Genomic DNA, 22,058 nt, shown 5'->3' with positions numbered 1-22,058 from the left:
GACATTCTTGGTTTACGTTAAAAATTCCATTTGGTCGCAATGGTGGGAATGGCGTAAAACTTGCTTTCATTGAATTTATTGACAAAGTTATAACTCAGTTCAACTTCAGTGCCCAGTGCGAAGTGGGAGGTGAGATTGTACCAAAACTGAGGCTCGCTTAGGAACACAATTTTCTTTCCGGCAGCATCAGCACCTTCCGTGAAAGATTTATCCTCCGACCAGAGATCCATGAACCCCGCCAGTGAGAGTTTACCTCCGGCAAGAGTAGCGTTCCAGGTCACGGTCCACTGCGCATCATGGCTCAACTTCTGAAAAGCGTTCAGTTTATAGGCCACATAGGTGCTCATGAAAAAGCTGCCCAGTTGGAAAGGATAACCCAAGCCGCCAAGGTAAGAACTCGGTATGGAGAAACCATCACCTGTCCCCCTCGCCAACCCTAAACCGCCATTGTATTCAATATGGGGCAATAAGGGGAAATCGCCGATCTTGAATTCACGGGCAATCTCCGCATAAGCAAGACCGGGATTCCTTTTGTCAAAATTGAAATCGAAATCCACGAACATGAATGTGCTTCCCCACTGGTCGGGTTTGAACATCTCGAATGTGGCGGTCAGATAATTGACCGGAGCCACATTATCGCCATACAATGAGTTACGGGGATCGAAGTGCAGTTGCAGGTTCTGCGCTTGAATAGTCCCTGCCGCGCATAAAACCGCGACGGATAGAACAATGTTTCGTACCATAAAAGACTTTTTGTTTTAATATGTAAGTGAATCGAAAGAAGCGGCAAAAGTATTAAAAAAATGCAAAACAGCCTCATAAAAACCCCCCTTTTTCAGTTCAAGATTCAAAATTCAAGATTCAAGATTGGGGACATTCCAATCCCCATTCCTTTTTTCACCTTCCCTCCTTTCCCTCTTTCCTTCTTTCCCTCCTTTCCTCCTTTCCTCCTTTCCCTCCTTTCCTCCTTTCCTCCTTTCCCTCCTTTCCTCCTAATATTAGTCCCATTACAAAATTAATTTGTATTTTTGCCTCTCTTAAAAAAAATCATTCATTATGAGCGAAGAAAAGGAAAAAAGGTTGATAATCTACAACACACTCAGTAGGACGAAAGAACCCTTTGAACCGCTGCATCCCCCTTTTGTGGGCATGTATGTATGCGGCCCCACTGTTTACAGTGACGTACATCTGGGAAATTGCCGCACCTTTATCTCCTTTGACATGATCTACAGGTATCTTCTTCATCTCGGATACAAGGTGCGTTATGTGCGCAACATCACCGATGCCGGCCATTTGGAGGGTGACCGGGATGAAGGCGACGACAAATTTGCCAAAAGGGCCAAACTGGAACAGTTAGAACCCATGGAGATCGTACAGAAATACACCCTTGGATTCCATGAGGTAATGACACTCTTCAACACCCTCCCTCCCAACATAGAACCGACCGCTACCGGACATATCCTGGAACAGATAGAGATGATCAAGAAGATCATGGCTCAAGGCTTCGCTTATGAGGTCGACGGTTCTGTCTATTTCGATGTGGAGAAATACAGCAGAGAACATGATTACGGCCAACTCACCAACCGAAAGATGGAAGACCTGCTGGAAGGGACACGGGAACTGGGCGGACAGGACGAGAAGCGGGGCAGGCTCGACTTTGCCCTTTGGATCAAGGCGAAACCGGAAACCCTGATGCAGTGGCCCTCACCATGGGGATGGGGATTTCCCGGCTGGCATATAGAGTGTTCGGCAATGAGCACAAAGTATCTGGGCGCCACTTTCGACATACATGGGGGAGGGATGGATCTCCAGGCGACCCACCACACCAACGAGATCGCCCAATCAGAAGCTTGTAACCACACCGCACCCGCCAAATACTGGATGCATACAAATATGCTCACCGTGAACGGTGTCCGCATGTCAAAAACCGCCGGTAACGGATTCTCAGCCAAGGAGTTGTTCTCGGGAAACCACCCGCTATTAGAAAAGGGTTATTCCCCGATGACTGTACGCTTCTTCATGGCGCAATCGCATTACAGAAGCACGCTCGACTTCTCCAACGAAGCGCTGCAAGCAGCTGAAAAAGGATACAAAAAGTTAATGGAAAGTTTATCGGTACTAGGGAAATTATCTCCCGGGGCATCCTCTTCGGTGGATATCGCGGAGCTGGAGGAAAAATGCTATGCCGCCATGAACGATGATTTCAACAGTCCCGTGCTGATCGCAAATCTGTTTGAAGGGGTACGTATCATCAATTCGGCCAACGACAAAAAAGAAACCCTTACCGCCGCCGATCTGGAAGCACTGAAAAAACTGATGCATACCTTCATTTTCGAAGTATTGGGACTGCGTGACGAGTCAAAGAGCATGGCCGGCAGTGACGTGATAGAGGGACTGATGAATTTGATTATCGACATCCGCAAATCGGCAAGAGAAAAAAAAGAGTGGAGCACGTCAGACAAAATTCGCGATGAACTGAAAGCAATCGGCATTGAGATAAAGGACACCAAAGAGGGTGTGGAATGGAGAATCTAAAGAGATATTGTCAGAATTAACAAAAACGCAAGATGCCTGAGAAACGAGTAACATTTGCCTCAAAGATCGGAGTAGTGGCCGCGGCTGTAGGTTCGGCCGTGGGTTTGGGTAACATCTGGCGTTTCCCCAGCCAGACAGCCGACGGAGGAGGCGCCATTTTCATTCTGGTATACATCGGTTGCATCTTGTTTTTCGGCATACCGCTCATGGTGAGTGAATTTATGGTCGGCAGAGCCTCCCGGGCCAATACCGCCGGAGCCTTTCATAAATTGGCACCCGGCACTCAGTGGAAATGGATCGGCAGATTGGGCGTACTTACCGGATTTGTCATTATGGGATTTTACATGGTGGTGTGCGGCTGGACATTCGTCTTCATCTTTCAATCGGTTTCGGGACATCTCTCCGGTGTAAGCGACTTCCCAGCCAACTTCATGGACTTGCAAAGTAATCCCGTGAAACAGATTGTCTGGATGGTTATTTTCTCACTTCTCACCGCATTCTTTATCCTTTCCGGTGTGAAGAAAGGGATTGAGCGATCCGCGAAAGTAATGATGCCGATACTCTTCCTGCTGCTTATTATCCTGGCCGCTCGCGCCATCACCCTCCAGGGGGCCGTGCATGGGCTTAATTTCCTTTTCAAACCCGACCTGTCGCATGTGAAACCGACCGTATTCCTGGATGCCATGGGACAGGCTTTCTTCTCCCTCTCCCTCGGCATGGGTTGCATGATCACCTATGGCTCCTATTTTAATAACAGGACACCCCTGGTAAAAACGGCGGTACAGGTCTCCCTGCTCGACTCCCTGGTGGCTATTCTCGCCGGGGTGGTCATCTTTCCGACAGCATTCGCATTGAGTGCCAATCCCGGCACCATTGTCGACGAGTTGGTGGCAGGTGGCCCGGGATTACTCTTCATCACATTACCGGAACTATTCAACCAGATGCCGGGATCAATGGTATGGAGCACAATTTTCTTTTTCCTGCTCGCGCTGGCAGCACTCACTTCCACTATTTCCCTGATGGAAGCAGTGACATTGTATATCCATGAAGAGCACCCGATCTCCCGTAAAAAAAGCACCCTGCTGGTCACCGCGGGGGTGATCATTTTAGGTGTTTTCTCTTCATACTCTTCGTCGTTTTTCAACTTCCTCGATCTCTCTTCCGCTAAATTCATGTTGCCGATCGGTGGTTTTTTCATCTCCCTTTTCGTAGGATGGCATCTCGACCGTAAAGTTGTATACGCGCAACTCACCAATGACAGAACGCTCAAATTTGGCATGGGATTTCTGAGAACCTATATATTCCTGTTACGCTATGTAGTCCCCACTGCCATGCTGGCTATTTTTATCTATGGACTGGCCGGGTAACGCGATAATTGAAAGAGAAAAAAGTTTAAATCAATTAAAACAAAGTAAAAGCGGAAATAAACCGCTCAACCTTCGGTTTAAAGTATTATTTTTGCATCACTATTTCACCCGCAAATGCCGTTACAATATAAAATATTCCCACCCGATGCTCTGCGCGCGACAGTGCGGCTTCCCGCATCCAAGAGTATGAGCAACAGGGCGCTTATCCTGAATGCCCTCAGTTTGAGTTCATACCCCATCAGGAATCTGTCCGACTGTGAGGATACCCAAGTGCTTATAGACGCATTCAATTCCCAATCCAACCAGTTCGACATAAAGGCTGCCGGTACCGCCATGCGTTTTCTCACTGCCTTTCTGGCAGGGATGGAAGGCGAATGGATCATCAAAGGCTCCAAGCGGATGCATGAAAGGCCCATTTATCCGCTGGTGGAGACACTTATAGCCTTGGGAGCCGAAATTGATTATTTGGAAAAAGAGGGATATCCACCCTTGAAAATAAAAGGCAAAAGGCTGAAAGGAGGTGAAGTCTACCTGTCGGGCAATATCAGCTCGCAATTTATATCTGCCTTACTGATGATAGCTCCCGGAATGGAAAACGGACTGGTGATGCATATCGAACATGAAATTGTGTCCAAGCCCTATATACACCTCACGCTCAGCATGATGGAAAAATGCGGGGTGCAGGCCAAATGGGACGGCAACGACATCACCGTCAAACCGCAGGCGTACAATGCCGTGGAGTTTGTAGTGGAACCGGATTGGACTGCCGCTTCTTACTGGTATGAGATGGCATCCCTTATCCCCGGAGCGGAAGTAACACTAAAGGGTTTAGCAAGAAACAGCCTTCAGGGTGATTCCAACGTGACCAACCTCTTCAGCGATTTGGGAGTTACCACAGAATTCGTCCCGGAGGGCATTATCATCCGAAATACAAAAAAGAGAACCAAGAAATTTTTCTACGATTTTGTGAATGAGCCGGATCTGGCACAAACTTTTGCGGCCACCTGTTGTTTTATAGGCATACCGTTTCTTTTCTCCGGGATTCAAAGCCTGAAGATAAAGGAAACTGACAGGGTAGTCGCACTGATCAACGAATTGAAGAAGTTAGGCTACCTGCTCAAGGAAAATGAGATCGGGATGCTGGAATGGGACGGGGAACGTTGTCTGCCGGAAAAAGAACCGGCTATCGACACTTATGACGATCACCGTATGGCTATGTCACTGGCTCCCGGAGCCATTATGTCGGGATCCCTCATTATCAACGACCCCAAAGTAGTATCCAAATCCTACCCTGATTTTTGGAATGACTTGAAACAGGCGGGATTTACAATTGAAGAAAGGTAATTATCATGCAAAGTTTACTCCTTTTTACAGGTATTATACTCTTTTTCATGGCAGCCCTTAGCGTTACCAACTACCTGCAACGCAGGAAAGGAAATAACAGGGAGCGTGAAGCAACTCCCCCATCGATAGATCTGGGCGGCTGTTGCGGTGCACATGAAATTTGTGAACGGGACAGTCTGATTGCTGCTTTTGCGGAGAGACCGGAATATTTCGACGATGAAGAGCTCGACCGGTACGCTCACCGCGATTCTGACGATTATACTGACCGCGAAATAGATGAGTTCAGGGAAGTCTTTTATTCCGTGCTCGACCAAGAAAAGCCACGCTGGATCAGGAGCCTACAAATGAGAGACATCTCTCTTCCCGATCAGTTAAAAGACGAAGCGCTGATGTTTGTCAATGAATTGAGGGCGCAAAAAATGCACGCCTGTTGAACAGATGAATATCATCGAACTGCTGGATTATGCTTTCTTTCGCAATGCGCTGTGGGGCAGTCTTTTTGCAAGTATTGCCTGTGGTATCATCGGCACCTACGTGGTCACAAAAAGATTGGTGTTCATCAGTGGCGGCATCACCCACGCTTCGTTAGGAGGATTGGGAATAGGGTTCTATTTCAGCCTCTCCCCTATTTTGTCGGCAATGGTTTTCTCCATATTCTCGGCATTCGGCATCCAATGGTTATCACAGAAACAGGGAGTGCGTGAAGATTCGGCCATCGCCGTCTTTTGGTCGTTGGGAATGGCTATCGGAATAGTGCTCACCTTCCTCACCCCAGGCTATGCACCCAACTTGTCGGAGTACCTCTTCGGAAATATCCTCACCATCACCCGTAGTGATATTACCGCCCTGCTCGTGCTATCGTTGAGCCTTCTGCTTTTCTTTATCCTGTTCTATCACACCATTGTTTCCGTATCGTTCGATACCGAATTCGCCCGGACCCGGCGTTTACCCACACAGTTTATTGAATATGCCATGATGTTTTTCATTGCCGTCACTATTGTATTGAGCATCCGGTTAGTGGGCATCGTATTGCTCATGTCCCTGATCACAGTGCCGCAGATGACAGCCAATATCTTCACGGTGAACTATTCAAAGATAATTTCTCTCTCCATCCTGATAAGCTTTACGGGTTGTGTGACAGGATTATTGTTCTCCTATTATCTGAATGTTCCTTCCGGCGCATTTATCATTTTTGTGCTTATCATGATGTTTTTTATCGCCAAGGCAATAAAAGTTGTTACCGGCAAAACATTCAAGAGTGCGCCATAAGAGGATACCCGGGGAGACAAAAAATGCTGTTTACCCGACAGGGTTGACCTTCCATTGGGTTCAAACATACCAGAGAAGGCTATGATCAGGGCACAATTGGTGTCCAAGTTGATATTCCATTGGTTTCAAACATGCGGTAAGACAATAAAATACCATTTCTCGAGTTAATTAAAAGAGATAATTGGCCGGAAAGGAGATCATCAGTGTTGTCAATGGAGAAAATAAGGAGGAAAGGAAAAACAGGGTGTATGCTATGGGTATGGGCCTGTATTACTCTTTTTACAGGATGCTCCACCAGAAGGAACACGACAGCCACACGCGCCTATCATGAACTCACCACACGCTACAATATCTATTTCAATGCCGAAGAGGCTTACCACGAGATTTTAAGAGAGAGAGCGGAGAACTCACATGAAAACTATGGGGAATTGCTTCCTTTCTACCCTTCACTCCCTGATGCGGAGAAATCGCCCTCCGGAGGGATTTTCGATCCGGTGATCGAAAAAACCGAAAAAGCCATCCGTGAACACTCCATCACGGCAAAGCCGCGTCGCAATCCTGCCAAAGCCCACTCACAGGAATACCGGCAATGGCTACGGCAGGAGGAGTTCAATCCATTCCTGAAAAATGTGTGGATGTTGCGCGGAAAAGCCTTTTTACAAAACGGCGATTATGACAACGCGCTGACGGTCTTCTCCGGGATGCTGCGCCAGTTCGGTCACGATCCCGACCTGGTGAATGAAACGCAGATATGGATGTTACGTACATATACGGAGATGGAGAGAACATATGAGGCGGAAAAAACAGCGTACGCATTAAGCAATAAGAAATTGCCCATGCATTTAGAGAGACTGTTTACCGAACATTATACCTACTTCCTGATCCGGAAAAAAGAGTTTCCGGAAGCGATCCCTCCATTACAAAAAACCATAGCCGGGGAATCGGACCTCCTCACGAGAAAAAGATTACAATTCCTGCTGGGGCAAATCTATGCCATGACCGGGGAAAATGACAAAGCCCTCCGTGCCTTTGAAGAGGTGAAAGGACTTCGCACCCCTCCCGAACTGGCATCAAACGCCACTCTCTGGCAATCGGCCATAGCAAATGACTCACTGGCGCAGGTTTTCCGCCCTTCCGAACCCGATAACAACGCGGCAGGAAAGGTGACGGCCACGGTTACGCTTGCAACCGATTCCATTGCCGGAAATATGCAACACAGCCAAAATACTCACGCGCGGTTGTCTGATGGGAGAACTTTAGCGGAAAATGCCGCTTTGCACAGGCAATGGCGGTCCCGAAACGGATTATGGCAATCACCTCCCACCGGCTCCGCTGAGGGCCAGGACGGGCAAGTCATCCCTTTCAGTCCCGATAAAAACGGGCTGCATTATCTGTTGCTTACCTTCACTCCGGGTTCTATCGATAAAAACCAACTTCTCTTCACAATAGCCGATTTCAATTTTTCTCATTTCAAACTCCGCGGGTTCAACCTCTCCTATATATATCTGCCGGGGGCGGAAGCGCTTCAGATCGAACCTTTCCGGTCTTTTGAAGAGGCATCCCGATACACAGGGATAATTCTCTCCGACTCTCTTTTCCTGTCTGCCATCATGGAAACTACTCCCGTCATCATCTCCGAAGGGAACGCGAGACTCATGCAATCAGGGAAAAAATTGGATGAATACAATGCTTTCTATCAGGAAAATATGGCAACGGCCGCTGTGACTTTCCCATCAATAATAAAAGACGAAAGGATAGAAATTAAAGAAAAAAGGGATCAAGAACAGGAAAAGATTGTATCTTTGGAGGCATCTCCGGTCACTATTCCGGAACAAAAAGAGATATCCTCTCCACCGCAGCCACCCTATCAGGCTGATCAGACTGAAGGGATAACATCCGGGGAGAAGACTCTGCGGACAGAACCGGCCCGCCAGATTGAACGGGAAACGCCCGAATCGCTGAAGCGGAAACTCGAAGAAAATGCCGCCAAAGCATTACAGCAAGAGCAGGGAACGGCCTCCCGCAAAAACAGGGAACAATTGATAAAAGAGCGGGAGCGGGAACGGGAGGCCAGGATCCGGCAAAGGGAACAGGAATTGAAAGAGAGACAGCGGAAGCGGGAGGCTGCGCTGAAACAACGCGAGAGGGAAAGGGCCCGGAAAATAAGAAAGTAACAATGAGGGAAATAGTTTTTGCCACCAACAACCAACATAAACTCGACGAGATACGGAAAATTACAGAAGGACGGTTACGTATCCTCAGCCTCGCCGATATCGACTGTCATGAGGAGATCGAAGAAACCGGCAGCACCCTGGAGGAAAACGCGCTGATCAAGGCCGGATTTGTCAGGGAGAAATATGGTTACGACTGCTTTGCCGACGACACCGGACTGGAAGTGGAGGCGTTGGATGGCGCACCCGGTGTCTACTCGTCGCGGTACGCGGGAAACGGTTGCAACCCGACGGACAATATGGATAAGTTACTTACGGTTTTAAAGGGGGCAGAGAATCGGGCAGCTCAATTCCGCACCGTGATTGCATTGGTCATCAACGGGAAAGAGCATCTTTTTGATGGAGTGATCAGAGGGAAGATCATCGAAGAAAAAAGGGGCACGGCCGGTTTCGGATACGATCCCATCTTCATGCCTGAGGGGTATGATAAAACCTTTGCCGAATTGGGCAACGAAGTAAAGAACAGTATTAGCCACCGGGCATTGGCGATGGAGAAACTGGTCGGTTTTTTGCTGAGAAACTGATTGGGTCCTATTGAGCTCATCAGTATCACCCAGCAAATCGTCATATTTTTCACTTTTATTTTTTATTTTTTACTTTTAATTTTTAATTTAATAACCTATGTCAACCAACATTCGCACAGGTATTATCGGTTACGGACTTTCCGGCCGGGTATTTCATGCTCCTTTTATCGATGTACTGGAAGGATTTGAACTCACCAAGATCAGCACATCCGATCCCAACAAAGAAGCGTTGATTGAAGAACGGTACCCTATTACCGCGGTGGTTCCCGACGGAAAAGGGATCATCGACGACCCCGAGATTGACCTCGTTATTGTCACTTCACCCAATACCGACCATTTCCGCTGGGCACGGGAAGCCCTGCTGGCGGGTAAGCATGTGGTGGTGGAAAAACCATTCACCGTTGATGTAAAGGAAGCGGCCGAACTGATTGAGATCTCCGGGCGGCAGCAAAAAATCCTCACCGTCTATCACAACCGCCGTTTCACAAGTGATACCAAAACGGTGAAAAAACTGCTCGATAGCGGTCTCCTCGGTGAAATTGTGGATTATGAAACTCACTTCGACCGCTACCGTACCGAACCCCGCCCGAGAGGTGCATGGCGGGAAGAACCATTACCCGGATCGGGGATTTTCTATGATCTGGGTTCGCACCTTATCGACCAGGCCCTCTGGTTTTTCGGCATGCCGGAAGCGGTAACGGCCCAGATCAACGCGCAGCGCCCCTGGGCAAAAGCCGACGACCATTTCGATGTACGCCTCCACTATCCCACCTTTACAGCCACGCTGAAATCGGGAATGATATGCCGTATTCCAGGAGCCACCTACATGCTTCACGGCACCAATGGCTCATTTGTGAAGTATGGCCTTGACGTGCAGGAGGCGGCACTCGACGGAGGCGCCAAACCCGAAGGAAAAGACTGGGGACGCGAACCCGAAAACATCTGGGGTACTATCAATGCCGAGTATAAAGGAGTGAGGATACAGGGAAAACTGGAAAGTGAACATGGCGATTACCGCGATTATTTCATCAACCTGCATGACGCCATCCACGGTAAAGGACCTCTCGCCGTCAAACCGGAAGAAGCCCTCAATGTGATGCGAATCATTGAACTGGCTTTCCAAAGTAGCCGCGAAAAAAGAACGATAACGATTATATGACAAATCGAACAGAGATTTAACTTTTGTTGGGCAACATTGAAGGATAGTTTTTCATCTATTATAAAAATTACCGCCGCGGCAATTTGTCCGGCGGTAATTTTCATCTTACGAGCCCCTTCAAAATTCATTTTTAACATTCTCCCATTTTTACTATTTTTGTAATTGGGTTCATTGTTGGTTGCGAATGAGAGTTTTAGAAAAAAAGTTTTCCGTATATTTCCACACTTATTACCGTCAGCTTTGTCTGCACGCCTTGCATTTTACGGGTAACGCCGAGGATGCCGAGGATGTGGTGCAGGAAACATTCGCGAGTCTCTGGGATAAAAGGGAACAGATAGAATCGATCAGGTCGGTGAAATCATACCTCTACACAGCCGTCCGGAATAACTGCCTGACACGCATCCGTGACGCAAAACCCACTACTTCACTCGATATGGTCAGCTCTTATGAGGATCTCCCCGAAGAGGATCAGATAAGGCGCGCCGAAATGGAAGCCCGCATCTGGAAAATGATCGATGAACTGCCGGAGCGCCGTCGCGAGATTTTCCTGATGGCAAAACGCGATGGGATCAGTTACAAAGAAATTGCCGAACAAACCGGATTGTCGGTTAAGACCGTCGAGAACCACGTATTTCGCGCCATGCAATCGCTCCGTTCAAAGGATATCACGGCCTGGCTCTTCTTCTTTGCCTGATATTTTATCTCTTTTGAGTGAGGGATTTTGATCTTTTCGCATCTTATAAATAGCAACAGTTCGGCATTTTTTACTCAAAACTGCTTATAACCGACTGATTATTAACAGTAAATACACTTTTTAAAACAAATGTGACAATTGACTGATTATGTGGTTATGAAATAGAAATTTACCAAACTATTAAAATAGAAAATATCAATATAATCCAACATGATGAATAAGCTAATTATAATATCTCTTTCCCTTTTTTTACTATCTGTTCCACATATTGAGGCCCAGAGCGGGGACAGGGATATGGACGTACGGGTCGGGCTTGGAATTGGCAACCTCAAAAAAGAGAGTGATTTATTACTCCTAAGTGAATACGAGTTGAATGTGAAATGGTCAGACTATTTTACAATTGCCCCGTCCATCATGTTGAATCATGGCGGCAATTCGGATGCTGATTTGGCCGATTTTTTTCAGGTGAACCTCAATGCATTCGGTTCACCCCTTCGTAACGATCGTCGTAACGATTTCCGGATAGGTGGAGGATTAAGTTTTTACCGATTGAACAAGGGTGGCTTTTATGCCACCCGAAGCGCATTTGGATTGAATTTGATTATCGAAGACAGTTATATGATAAAGGACCGCTTTTTCATCGGAGTGAAAGCACTTATACAACCCTATTTCAATAAAGATTTCAATTCCGGAGTCTTTCTGAAAGCGGGCATAAATCTATAAAATATCCGGGAAACAGGAAAATTGACAATGGAAAAGAATAGGAATAACATGGATGAATCTATCGGTTTTGTGGCAAAACATTACCAAAAAGGGATGTTCAACACAGCGAAAGGGTGGAAACGGTTGTCCGCTTCGCTTCCCGGTTCTGGCAGACCACACCGCCAATTGCGCTTATCATGGATAGCTGCCGCAGTGATGCTACTTTGCGTGATAAGCGTGAGTGTCGTGAAAATAATGAATAGATCGGAGCAGTTATTCGCACAAACCGACAATACCTCTTTCACACTTCCCGATCAAACTGAGATCGTGATGCGGAAAGGGTCGGTATTGAAATACGACAAATATTTCGATAAAGCCGAACGACGGGTTTCGATGCAGGGGGAAATAGCATTCGCCGTCGCCCGCGATGAGGCAAAACCGTTCATCGTTTCCACACCTATGGCGCAAATAGAAGTGCTCGGCACGGAATTCACCGTCACAGCCGATGATGATGAAACCCGCCTCAGCGTAACGTCGGGCAAGGTACTTTTCACCCCTGATGATCCGGTGATCCCTTTAGTGTGCGCTGCCGGCATGACCGCGCATTACATCGCCGAGGGTAAAACCGTGAGAATCGCCTCCACCGACAGCGAAATGGAAATCAATGCCCAAACGAGATCTCTCACTTTCGAGAATATGAGACTGAGAGAGGTGGTGATGGTACTCTCACACTTCTATAAGATACGAATTGAATTGCCGGAGGGCGAATCGGAGTTGACTTTCAGTTCCTCTTTTACCCAGGCAAGCATTATCGAAATTATCAATATTATCAACCTCACACTCGACACGCATATTACTATTATAGAACCATAATGAGACGAAACATTCTTCTCCTGTTACTGGTCATCACCTTTCCATTGGCAGCAGTCAGTCAGGGAAAAATAGAATTGAATCTGGAAAACAGGCCGGTTACCGAGGCACTCCGGCAAATCGAAAAACAGTCGGGCTACACTTTCTCCTACAGTCCTTCTCTATTGAAAGACTTCCCTAAGGTCACCATCCGGATTGCGGATAAACCACTCGAAGAAGCACTGCAGGCACTTTTCGGAAAGACCAATATCCGGTTTGTCATACAGGGGAAATATATTATTCTGAAAAAACGCCCTGAAGAAATTACCATCAGCGGGTTTATCCACGACCGGGAATCACATGAATCGCTGATAGCCGCCAATGTGTACGACCTGATTTCAGGACATGGCGCCGTCAGCAATAATTTCGGATTTTACAGCCTCTCTGTTCCACCAGGGGAGGTAGAGCTTCGTCCCAGTTATGTGGGATATGCCTCCGGCGATTATTCCTTCACAGCTATGCAAGACACCGTAATTCATCTTTTTCTGCAACCGTCCTCACTCCTGAAAGAGGTGGTGGTGGACGGGGAGCTGAAAAATGCGGTACAACACGCCGAGACAGGCAAGATAAGCCTGAACGCCATGATGCTGAAAGCCATACCTGCTTTCATGGGCGAAAGCGACGTCCTCAAATCACTGCAGCAAATGCCGGGTGTGGCAGTCGGTACCGATGGTATGGCCGGGCTCTATGTGCGGGGCGGAAATGCCGATGAGAACCTTTACCTTGTGGACGGCAATCCCCTCTACCACGTCCACCACCTATTGGGGCTCTTTTCCACATTTAATCCCGAAGCGATGAAAACGATGGATTTCTATAAAGGCAGTTTTCCCGCCCGCTACGCAGGTCGCCTCTCCTCAGTGGTAGACGTGAGGATGAATGATGGCGATATGAAAAAGTTCTCAGGAACGGCTTCCATCGGTTTAATCTCATCCCGTGTGAATTTCCACGGGCCTATCGTCAAAAACAAAACGTCGTTCTCAGTCTCGTTCCGCCGCACCTATCTCGATTTGCTGGCCCGTCCGGCAATGTATTTTATCAGCAGGAAGAATAAAAAGAAAGACCCGGAGAATTACGATGAGATTGATTTTGCATACTACTTCTATGATCTCAACGCCAAAGTCAACCATAAATTCTCCGATAGAAGCCGCATTTATCTGAGTTTATATGACGGGAAAGACAAACTTTTCGCGAATAACAAAAGCAGAAGTAAAGACATACTGTACGGGGATTCGGGTTATACCTCTTCTCCCTCTGAAACAGGACACCCTGACATTCGCGCTTATCAATACGACTACAACACAAATATTGACCAAGGCCTAAACATAGATATAGGCTGGGGAACCCGTATGGCATCGCTCAACTGGACTTATGCGGTCAACAGCAAACTGTTCTCAAATGCCACGCTGGTATATAACCGATACCGGTCGGCTATCTCGCTTTTAAGTGAAAGCAAAGGAACTTATCTATTCAAAAACACGGAAAATCAGGAAGAAAAATCGGAAAATTTCTATCGCTCATTTCATCCGATATACAAGACCGGCATTGAAGATATAGGCTATCGCCTCGATTTTGATTATGCATACGATAATAATCACCTGATCCGGTTCGGGACGGCATTGTTGCGTCATGACTTCCGTCCTGAGGAGAGCCGTGTTTTCATGAGAATAAAGGGTGACAGAAGCAAGAACGACACCATTACTTATGCAAATGATCAGATCACGGTGCAGGAACTATCGCTCTATGCTGAGGATGAGATGGAATTAACCGAAAGATGGAGGGTAAACGCCGGCATGCATCTGTCAGGATTTTTCGTACAGGGGAAATCCTATTTGAGTGCCCAACCCCGCCTGGCAGCCCGCTACCTTTTGTCGGAAGAGTTCTCCCTGAAGGCATCTTACGGTAAAATGAGCCAATATGTCCATTTGTTGCAAAGTAGTTATATAAACTCACCCAATGACCTCTGGGTTCCGATCACCAAAAATGTGAAACCGCTCTCTTCGCACCAGTTTTCGGCAGGGATATTCGGACGTTACCGGGGATTTGACCTCTCGGCGGAGACATACTACAAAAGATCGACCAACCAGGTGGAATACAAAGACGGCGCGACCATACTTTCCAGCAACACAAACTGGGAAGACCGCATCGCCCAGGGTATCGGCATATCATACGGATTGGAGCTGATGGCAAAAAAAAGTCTCGAGAATACATCGGGATGGATCGGCTACACCCTCTCCTGGGCAAACCGTCAGTTCCCGAACGGAGAGATCAACCAGGGGAAAGTATATCCGGCCAAATATGATAACCGGCATAAGATCAACGCGGTTCTCTTGCATAAGTTTAATTCCAAATTCGACCTGAATGTCTCATGGATCTACGCTACCGGCAACTGGACAACCCTCCCGATAGAAGAGTATATTGATATGAACGGAAATAAGAGACAGTATATCCACCAGCGAAATAACCATAAGATGCCCAACTACCAGCGGCTCGATCTGAGTTTCAATCACTACCGCCACAAGAAAAAGGGCAGAGTGGGAATATGGAATTTCAGCATCTATAACGCATATATGCATCACAACTCTTTCCTGGTATTGCCTGATGAGGGTTTTGCTCCTAACCCCGACACTGTGGACGGTTATCCTCAAAAGAGTTACCCCACCTACCAGAGCTACTCTATCTTCCCCATTATCCCCTCATTTTCCTATACATATAGATTCTGACGAGATGGCAAAATCAATATACACCTATTTATCGATTGTACTGGCCGGCACATTGCTCTCTTTATGGGCATGCAAGAAAGAGATGCATCTTGATGTGGACAATCACAAGCCCAGGATTGTGATGAACGGGATTATTTCGCCCGACTCGATCATAGAAATAAGCCTCAGCAAGAGTTTTTTATATACCGACACGCTTCCGGAGAGAAGCCTGCTGAAGAATGCCTCGATGACCCTGTTCATCAATGGAGTGGAACAGGAAACGATGCGGATGGCGCGGGTGGACACTGTCCGCGGTCGCGACAGGTTTGGACATACCGCGCTAACCGGCATATATTGTTCCACGATACGCCCGCAGGCAGGTGATAAGATACGTATAGAGGCCTCCGCGGGAGAGCTTCAACCTGTCTGGGCGGAAACGACCATCCCCATTCCGGCTCAAATCCTCAGTGTTGACACAGCCACCTTTTTAACCTCCACGCATATCATCCATAACAGCCACGCGGATCCCGGCCTCACAGGAGAAGGTGCTTTCCGGAATATGCGTGTCAAAATGGCGGTGAGTGACAGCCACGCGGCAACAAAACGCTATTTCCGGCTTCAACTCAGGTTGATGGCCGAAAAGATCGGGGAATACCCCAACCTGCCGGAGCGATACCTTTATATATACACCGACGATGATCCCATTTTTAAAGAGGGTTATCGCAACAGCATCCTCGAAGACCTGATTTCAGAGGACTCTCCTTTTAAGGACACGAAATATTACAATTCGGCGCTGTTTTCCAATAAATTATTCCGTGACGACGGATATACTCTCGATTTTTCAATTGCCGACTATTACTATATCCACACCATTTACGAGAAAAAAGAGAATGATAACATATGGGGCTATCCGATCCATGTCCCCGTGAAAACCGAAATATTCAATCCGCCAATAGAAGTGATGTTCACGGCCATATCGCAGGAACTTTATCCCTATTTCCGGGAAGGGGATTCCAATCCCGACAGCGATAAAGAGTCGCTCAAAATAATCTCCGAACCGGAAATCACGTTCAGCAATGTGCACAATGGCATCGGGGTTGTCGGTTCGGTATCCGCGGCAAAAGCTTATATCCATATCCCGCCGTACCCCCTGTTTTAGCCGGTAAAAACCGGGCATTTTTTAGTTTTATTTTCAACAACCGCCCAATCCCTCGCTCAGCCCTTGCCAGTTTGGATTCCTCCGGGTTCTATTTGAACTTATGAAAAAACAGAACGGGGTTGTCTTCTTCCGACAGAGATCTATCATTATTCTTATCTGATTCGAACCGGCTATTAAAAGGAAGAATATGGGCAGCATGCAAGTAGCCAACTAAATACCCTTCGTGGAACATTACCGGAGTAGCAAATACGAACGGATAAATATCATTCAATTCTAGCTTAAGAGTTTCAGCAGTCAAGGTAGTTTTGCCTATTTTTGTGATATATCTGTTATGTTCGAAATTATATACCACATATAAAATATCATTATGTTTGTTTACATGTGTGACCCTTGTCACAACTGATTTATTTGACAACTCCGTATATATTTTATCAAATCCTTCTCTCTCGAAGTTCGGCGGAATTTTATCTTTTGTTATAAATTCCAAATTACATTCTTTCGATATAAAGCCCTTATTCAGATTGTAGATACAATAATCATATTGCTGACAAACTAACAACTCATTTTCAGTTGTTTTATTAAAAGGAGTGGGGGTAAAAGAAAAGCTCTGATTTTTAAGAAATGGCAAAAATTCTTTTGAATAGGAGATGGCATCTTCGTTTAAATTGGCCACAATAATATTGTAAAGCTTGCTATTGGAATAGTTTGAATACAAAAATAATTCTTTTCCCTCTATATGGAAGTAATCATAAAAATCATCCAGTACATACGATTTAACAAATGCCCCTGTTTCGGTATAAATAAAAAGTTTTTTCTCTATTCTGGATAATACATATACCAGCGTATCACTGATTGCGAAGTCAGCAATATCAAGATACTCATCGGGTCCTTGCCCTTTCCTGTCTATTTTAGAGATATAAAAACCATTCTTATCAAAAATGCTTATCACACAATTCCTTCTATCCAAAATATAAAATCTTTTATCTGTTATTTCTATTTTATCTATATCAGCAATAAGGTTTTCCTGCTTTGTTTCGAGGGTCACTGAATAATATCCATCAAAAACATTATCAATGGTGGCCTTTGCTTTTTGGGGATCAATAGCTATTGCTCCGTCTTCCATTTTTCCATTCTTGCAACTTACAAGAATAAAAACAAGAGTGATTGTTAGAATTTTTTTCATTAGATCATATTTATTAAGATATACTGTAGTTTTTACGCTTTACCCGCGCACCTGGAAACCTCGTAAAATTCGGCTTTTTCCCCTTCTTCCCCAAGGAAAAGAAATTTTTGATAATACGCGGCCCGGGCACCATCTTATTCACCACCACATGGTCGCCGGACATGATTGCAGGCTCCATTGAAGGAGTAGGGATAGTATAGGTATCGAAGAAAAAGACACGTAATGAAACAACAAGAGCAATGGTTCCCAAAATGATAAGCATCCATTGGATAACTGATTTTATCGTTTTTTTTGCTTTCAATTTTCTTAGATTTTTGAAGCAGTTAATGGCTAAGGGTAACTATCCTTGATTTAATAATTTTATATTTAGGCAATTTATGAATATCAACATTGTCATAAAACCACATTTTCCTGTTTGAATCCCAGGTCCATTTTTCATCATCAATCCGATAGAATTCCTCTATTTTATTCGTTTGAATCGTTTTTCGGTCATCACTATCGATTTTCATTTTCCCTACTTGGGCTTTTTTTGTAAAAGACGGGGGATATGAGCGTACGGTATCCCCGTTAAAGGTCCAAATCCCATTTTCCCATGCCCATCCATCTTCAGAAGTTTGATAACTGCCGGATGATTCTTCATAATTCGTTATCCGAATCTTTATTTCTGTCCCATTCGAAATATAGGTGCTATCTATCGTTTCTCTCAATATGTAAGATACTGGCACAACCATTATCCGATTGCCATAGTAATACCATACTTTCTTTTCTTGTGCCCATCCTTCTTCCATATTTAGGTATTCAATCTTTTCAGAAGAAATAATACGTTCATCTGATTCAGACGAATGTGTGACGGTTTGCGAATAAACTTCCATATAAGTAGTAACAAATAGGAGGAGTATTACAATACTTGTTTTCATAATCATACAATTTAATTAAATCTCTTTTACGAAAAATAATACCGGATTAGATTCCCTATATATTAGCCGCAAATTTGACCGAGCACAAAATAAGACAAGTAAAAAGCTTAACTTTGTATTCGTATGGCAAACGGAAGAAAATCAGCGAAGTTCAAGAGCACAGTGGTGCTGGAACTGCTACGCGGGGAGTCAGCTGAGGAGCTGAGCCGCAAGTATGGTATCACGATGGCGGAGCTGTCCGCCTGGCGTGATGAGTTCATTGAAAACGGGACGCAGGGGTTCAAGAAAAATCCGGACGAGTCCAAGCTGGCCAAGGCGGAGCGTCGCATCGGGCAGCTGGAGATGGAACTGGACCTTGTAAAAAAAAAGAACGCCTTGTTTGCGAAACTAAGAAAAGGATAGTTGCCCTCCTGTCTGAGGAGTCGTATGAGAAGACGGGCGAGCGGTATCCCATCAGCATGATCCTGCGTGTTGTAGGATGCTCCAGCGGTAACTGGTACGGCCAGAAGAGAGAGGCTCCACCCAAGAAGCGGGGGCCAAAGCCAACCCTGACGGACGAAGAAGTCCTTGCCGCTGTCCGTGAAGCGATTGAAGAGTCGCCATTTGTGAGCGAGGGATACATCAAGGTCTGGGTTCGGATGCGCCGCAATGGAAAGAGGGCGAGCAGGGAACGAGTGCTGCGCATTATGCGTGAGAACAACCTCCTGAGCCCGTACAGGCACGACAAGGCGGTGGTGCGGGTACGCAAACACGAGGGGAAGATCGTCCAAGGGAAGCCGGACTTGCTGTGGGGTACGGACGGGAAGAAGTTCTTTGTAGAAGACATGGGCTGGTGCTGGTTCTTCGGTGTTCTGGACCACTTCAACGACGAGTTGATCGCCTGGCACACCTGCAAGCCCGGAACGCGGTATGAGGCGATGGAACCGGTCAGGGCGGCCGTCAGGAAACGCTTCGGGACGGTGGAGAAGGATGTATGCAAGGGTACGGCCCTGAAGCTTCGCAGCGACCACGGCTCGCAGTACGACTCCAACGACTTCATGGCAGAGATGAAGTTCCTGGGACTGAACATGTCAAAGGCGTATGTGAGACAGCCGGAGTGTAATGGATGCATTGAAAGGTTCCATCGGACGCTTGAAGAGGAGGTCTTCAGCCTCAATCACTTCAAGACGCTTGAGGAGGCCAACGAGGCCATCCGGAAGTTCGTTGAAAACTACAACCGTCAGTGGTTGATCTACAGGCTCGGGTACAAATCCCCGCTCGAGTATAGAGAGGAGTACGAGCGTAAGGTGGCGTAAGCCCACTAAACACTATGAAAAACTTCTCAGGGGTAAGCCGCGGCGGCTGGGGCAGAATGCCCCATTGAGCCGATTGTTGAAAATAAAACTAAAAAATGCTCGGTTTTTACCGGCTAAAACACCCTATCTAATGTGGGTGCAATATTTTCTTTTAGTAAAGAAAAATCGTTATCATTTAAATTATCCGGACTAATTGAATATATTAATACATCTTCGTCCAATCCAACAAGTTCTGTAAAAGTTATACTTTCAAATGGCAACCCTGAAGGAATTTGAGGTAAATACTTTTTGAAACTATTAAAGACTTTAACGACTTGTTCTGATAAATCATAGATAGCGGTATATCGAATAGATGCTCCCGCAGTTTGAGAAAATGAAAAATAAAATTTGTCGTTAGTTATATGAGGATTAACCACATCGCCAAGATAATCGCAATTATATATCAGATCATTATATTCCAGAGGGTCCGACATTTTACGAATTTTCTCATAAGGAAGTGTCTTGTTCCGGAAATCAATATGAAAATATGGTTGAGGCTTTCCATTGTGCAGTTGATATATTATATTATCAAAAGGATAAATAAAATAAAAAACACCTTTTATGTCTTTTATGAATCTTGATCCATCAACTGCCGGAAAAAAGCTTTTCTGCGGAAGAAAACCTTCAATCCTTTCTGTAAGGCTGTCATTTAATAGCATTAAAGCATAACCTTCGGAATTTTCATCCGGATAACAACTGTATACCCAAAATCCATCTTCGTTCTTACAAAACCCTCTGAACCAGTATTTACAAGGCAATTCATTTATCAGATCTCCTGAGAGGTTGTATATAAGCATATTTCTTTTAATCCTTTCATGCGCGTAAATCAATTCGGAACCTTGATCAAAAAAAACATCGTTAAACATGATATATTCTCCGGGGCCTTGTCCTTTTTGTCCGATATTTCTAATAAATTCCCCATTAGATTTATTAAAAACGAAGATTTCACTCTTCATTAAATCAGCTATAAGAATAAATTGACTTGTCACATAAATCTTACTGATCTCTCTTATTATGGAATTCTCCGTCAACTCTAAATTAACAATATTAACAATCTCAGCACTTTCAGATATATCTAAACTCTCGCATTTGTTTATATCAACGCTAATGAAGTGAACTGGTCTTATTTTAATGTCATTTTTGCAACTTACTAAAAGTGTAAAAAGAACAAAGGCTATCGCCAACACTACAATTCCAAAAAAGATTTTCTTTTTCATTTTGAATCAAGTTTTTAAATTGATGTTTGAGTCATCTCCGAAAAGTTTTTTTCACCCAAATTTCCCTCAAAACGAGTATTGATTTTCAATGAGTTGGAAATTAAATTATCCTGATTCGTTTCTAATGGAATATATTGAACGGATTCTATGTATGTCGAAGCTTTTAGCATCACCTCCCTGTTAATTTCATCTCGATCAATGAAAATAAAAGTGTCTGCGGTTAAATTTCTTTTTTTGACATCTCCGACACATGAAAAACCAATGACAATCAATAGAACTAAATAATAATATTTTCTCATAATTGTTTTTTTGCACATGACATAGTATTATAGCAGACTCACAATGATGTGATAATTACAATTCTATGCCATGCACTTATTAAACCTCATTGATAAATGCTGAAATTTTTATAGAATTAGCCTTTTCTCAATAAAGTTATTGACTTCTTCTACATCTATAATAATCGCATTGGTTATTCAAATTCCCTGTAAATAGACAAGGATTCTCTTTTCCGTTATGCTTTACGACATAGTCAAAACCGAGTTTACAATATCCAATGCCTGGCATCCATATTTCAAAATCACAGCGGCTAAGTCTTTCTTCAGGATAAAAAAGGAAATCAATCAATATCAGGACACTGACGGGGCGGCTCTCCATAAGCCGTTCCGCATCTTCCAACAAGGCTGAAAACCCGGACTGCCGGGAGTTACATCCGGTCATCACGGTGATAACGAGTATCGCGCCGGCAAGACAATGAAACTTCGGTTTAATAATAGAGAAACATAGTTTTTACAATACCGACTATTATCCATTTA

21 protein-coding genes are annotated in these 22,058 nt (G+C 45.2%); 15 read left to right on the top strand and 6 right to left on the bottom strand.

Annotation, left to right across the window (positions count from 1 at the left end):
• Positions 1 to 17: 17 nt before the first annotated feature.
• Positions 18 to 743 (bottom strand): DUF5020 family protein, encoded by a 726-nt coding sequence (locus D7D25_RS04055; RefSeq protein ID WP_122967684.1) that lies wholly within the window; start codon positions 741 to 743, stop codon positions 18 to 20.
• Positions 744 to 1,056: 313 nt separating this feature from the next.
• On the opposite strand from D7D25_RS04055, the gene cysS reads away from it, so the two are divergent.
• The 13 genes from cysS (at position 1,057) to D7D25_RS03990 (ending at position 16,592) form a co-directional block, all read left to right on the top strand.
• Complete coding sequence (gene cysS, locus D7D25_RS04050) at positions 1,057 to 2,535, top strand: cysteine--tRNA ligase (RefSeq protein ID WP_122967683.1); 1,479 nt, start codon at positions 1,057 to 1,059, stop codon at positions 2,533 to 2,535.
• Positions 2,536 to 2,567: 32 nt separating this feature from the next.
• Positions 2,568 to 3,902 carry a sodium-dependent transporter gene (locus D7D25_RS04045; protein ID WP_122967682.1) on the top strand — a complete coding sequence of 445 codons (1,335 nt, stop codon included), beginning with the start codon at positions 2,568 to 2,570 and terminating at the stop codon, positions 3,900 to 3,902.
• Between the two features lie 114 nt (positions 3,903 to 4,016).
• Positions 4,017 to 5,246, top strand: coding sequence for a 3-phosphoshikimate 1-carboxyvinyltransferase (locus D7D25_RS04040; RefSeq protein ID WP_122967681.1), 1,230 nt, complete (start codon positions 4,017 to 4,019; stop codon positions 5,244 to 5,246).
• Between the two features lie 5 nt (positions 5,247 to 5,251).
• Positions 5,252 to 5,680 carry a phospholipase gene (locus D7D25_RS04035; protein WP_122967680.1) on the top strand — a complete coding sequence of 143 codons (429 nt, stop codon included), beginning with the start codon at positions 5,252 to 5,254 and terminating at the stop codon, positions 5,678 to 5,680.
• 13 nt (positions 5,681 to 5,693) lie between these two features.
• Positions 5,694 to 6,515: a metal ABC transporter permease gene (locus D7D25_RS04030; protein WP_185140217.1), complete on the top strand. Its 822-nt coding sequence runs from the start codon at positions 5,694 to 5,696 to the stop codon at positions 6,513 to 6,515.
• A gap of 212 nt (positions 6,516 to 6,727) precedes the next feature.
• Positions 6,728 to 8,689, top strand: a complete 1,962-nt coding sequence (locus tag D7D25_RS04025) for a tetratricopeptide repeat protein (protein WP_148038845.1) — start codon at positions 6,728 to 6,730, stop codon at positions 8,687 to 8,689.
• A 2-nt stretch (positions 8,690 to 8,691) separates the two neighbouring features.
• The gene (locus D7D25_RS04020; protein WP_122967677.1) at positions 8,692 to 9,270 is read left to right on the top strand and encodes a non-canonical purine NTP diphosphatase; all 579 of its coding nucleotides are present in this window, start codon (positions 8,692 to 8,694) and stop codon (positions 9,268 to 9,270) included.
• Positions 9,271 to 9,367: 97 nt separating this feature from the next.
• On the top strand, positions 9,368 to 10,429 hold the full coding sequence (locus D7D25_RS04015) for an oxidoreductase (RefSeq protein ID WP_122967676.1): 1,062 nt from the start codon (positions 9,368 to 9,370) through the stop codon (positions 10,427 to 10,429).
• Between the two features lie 184 nt (positions 10,430 to 10,613).
• Positions 10,614 to 11,123 carry an RNA polymerase sigma-70 factor gene (locus tag D7D25_RS04010; protein WP_122967675.1) on the top strand — a complete coding sequence of 170 codons (510 nt, stop codon included), beginning with the start codon at positions 10,614 to 10,616 and terminating at the stop codon, positions 11,121 to 11,123.
• A 210-nt stretch (positions 11,124 to 11,333) separates the two neighbouring features.
• Positions 11,334 to 11,846 carry a hypothetical protein gene (locus tag D7D25_RS04005; RefSeq protein WP_148038844.1) on the top strand — a complete coding sequence of 171 codons (513 nt, stop codon included), beginning with the start codon at positions 11,334 to 11,336 and terminating at the stop codon, positions 11,844 to 11,846.
• Between the two features lie 27 nt (positions 11,847 to 11,873).
• Complete coding sequence (locus D7D25_RS04000) at positions 11,874 to 12,698, top strand: FecR family protein (protein WP_122967673.1); 825 nt, start codon at positions 11,874 to 11,876, stop codon at positions 12,696 to 12,698.
• Positions 12,698 to 15,454 carry a TonB-dependent receptor gene (locus D7D25_RS03995; RefSeq protein ID WP_122967672.1) on the top strand — a complete coding sequence of 919 codons (2,757 nt, stop codon included), beginning with the start codon at positions 12,698 to 12,700 and terminating at the stop codon, positions 15,452 to 15,454. The genes D7D25_RS04000 and D7D25_RS03995 overlap by 1 nt, the downstream gene beginning before the upstream one ends.
• A gap of 4 nt (positions 15,455 to 15,458) precedes the next feature.
• Entirely contained in the window at positions 15,459 to 16,592 is a 1,134-nt protein-coding gene (locus tag D7D25_RS03990; protein ID WP_158602531.1) for a DUF4249 domain-containing protein, read from the top strand.
• Positions 16,593 to 16,680: 88 nt separating this feature from the next.
• Here the strand turns inward: D7D25_RS03990 and D7D25_RS03985 are convergent, their stop codons facing one another.
• From D7D25_RS03985 to D7D25_RS03975, 3 genes are all read right to left on the bottom strand, one after another.
• On the bottom strand, positions 16,681 to 17,715 hold the full coding sequence (locus D7D25_RS03985; RefSeq protein ID WP_158602530.1) for a 6-bladed beta-propeller: 1,035 nt from the start codon (positions 17,713 to 17,715) through the stop codon (positions 16,681 to 16,683).
• Between the two features lie 73 nt (positions 17,716 to 17,788).
• A complete protein-coding gene (locus tag D7D25_RS03980; protein ID WP_122967669.1) occupies positions 17,789 to 18,076 on the bottom strand; it encodes a S26 family signal peptidase in 288 nt (95 codons plus the stop codon).
• 22 nt (positions 18,077 to 18,098) lie between these two features.
• The gene (locus tag D7D25_RS03975) at positions 18,099 to 18,692 is read right to left on the bottom strand and encodes a hypothetical protein (RefSeq protein ID WP_148038843.1); all 594 of its coding nucleotides are present in this window, start codon (positions 18,690 to 18,692) and stop codon (positions 18,099 to 18,101) included.
• Positions 18,693 to 18,815: 123 nt separating this feature from the next.
• Here D7D25_RS03975 and D7D25_RS03970 point away from each other — a divergent pair, with 123 nt between their 5' ends.
• Together D7D25_RS03970 and D7D25_RS03965 are read left to right on the top strand one after the other, a co-directional pair.
• Positions 18,816 to 19,094: a transposase gene (locus D7D25_RS03970; RefSeq protein ID WP_122967667.1), complete on the top strand. Its 279-nt coding sequence runs from the start codon at positions 18,816 to 18,818 to the stop codon at positions 19,092 to 19,094.
• A 56-nt stretch (positions 19,095 to 19,150) separates the two neighbouring features.
• The gene (locus D7D25_RS03965) at positions 19,151 to 19,987 is read left to right on the top strand and encodes an IS3 family transposase (RefSeq protein ID WP_122967666.1); all 837 of its coding nucleotides are present in this window, start codon (positions 19,151 to 19,153) and stop codon (positions 19,985 to 19,987) included.
• A gap of 113 nt (positions 19,988 to 20,100) precedes the next feature.
• On the opposite strand, the gene D7D25_RS03960 is transcribed toward D7D25_RS03965, so the two are convergent.
• Together D7D25_RS03960 and D7D25_RS03955 are read right to left on the bottom strand one after the other, a co-directional pair.
• Positions 20,101 to 21,243, bottom strand: coding sequence for a 6-bladed beta-propeller (locus tag D7D25_RS03960; RefSeq protein ID WP_122967665.1), 1,143 nt, complete (start codon positions 21,241 to 21,243; stop codon positions 20,101 to 20,103).
• A gap of 14 nt (positions 21,244 to 21,257) precedes the next feature.
• Positions 21,258 to 21,542, bottom strand: a complete 285-nt coding sequence (locus tag D7D25_RS03955; protein WP_122967664.1) for a hypothetical protein — start codon at positions 21,540 to 21,542, stop codon at positions 21,258 to 21,260.
• Positions 21,543 to 22,058 lie beyond the last annotated feature (516 nt).

The organism is Proteiniphilum sp. X52 (genome assembly GCF_003712195.1).
Classification (GTDB): Bacteria; Bacteroidota; Bacteroidia; order Bacteroidales; family Dysgonomonadaceae; genus Proteiniphilum.
The sequence above is the reverse complement of the archived record's forward strand: the minus strand, read 5'-3'. Positions and strand labels throughout refer to the sequence as shown.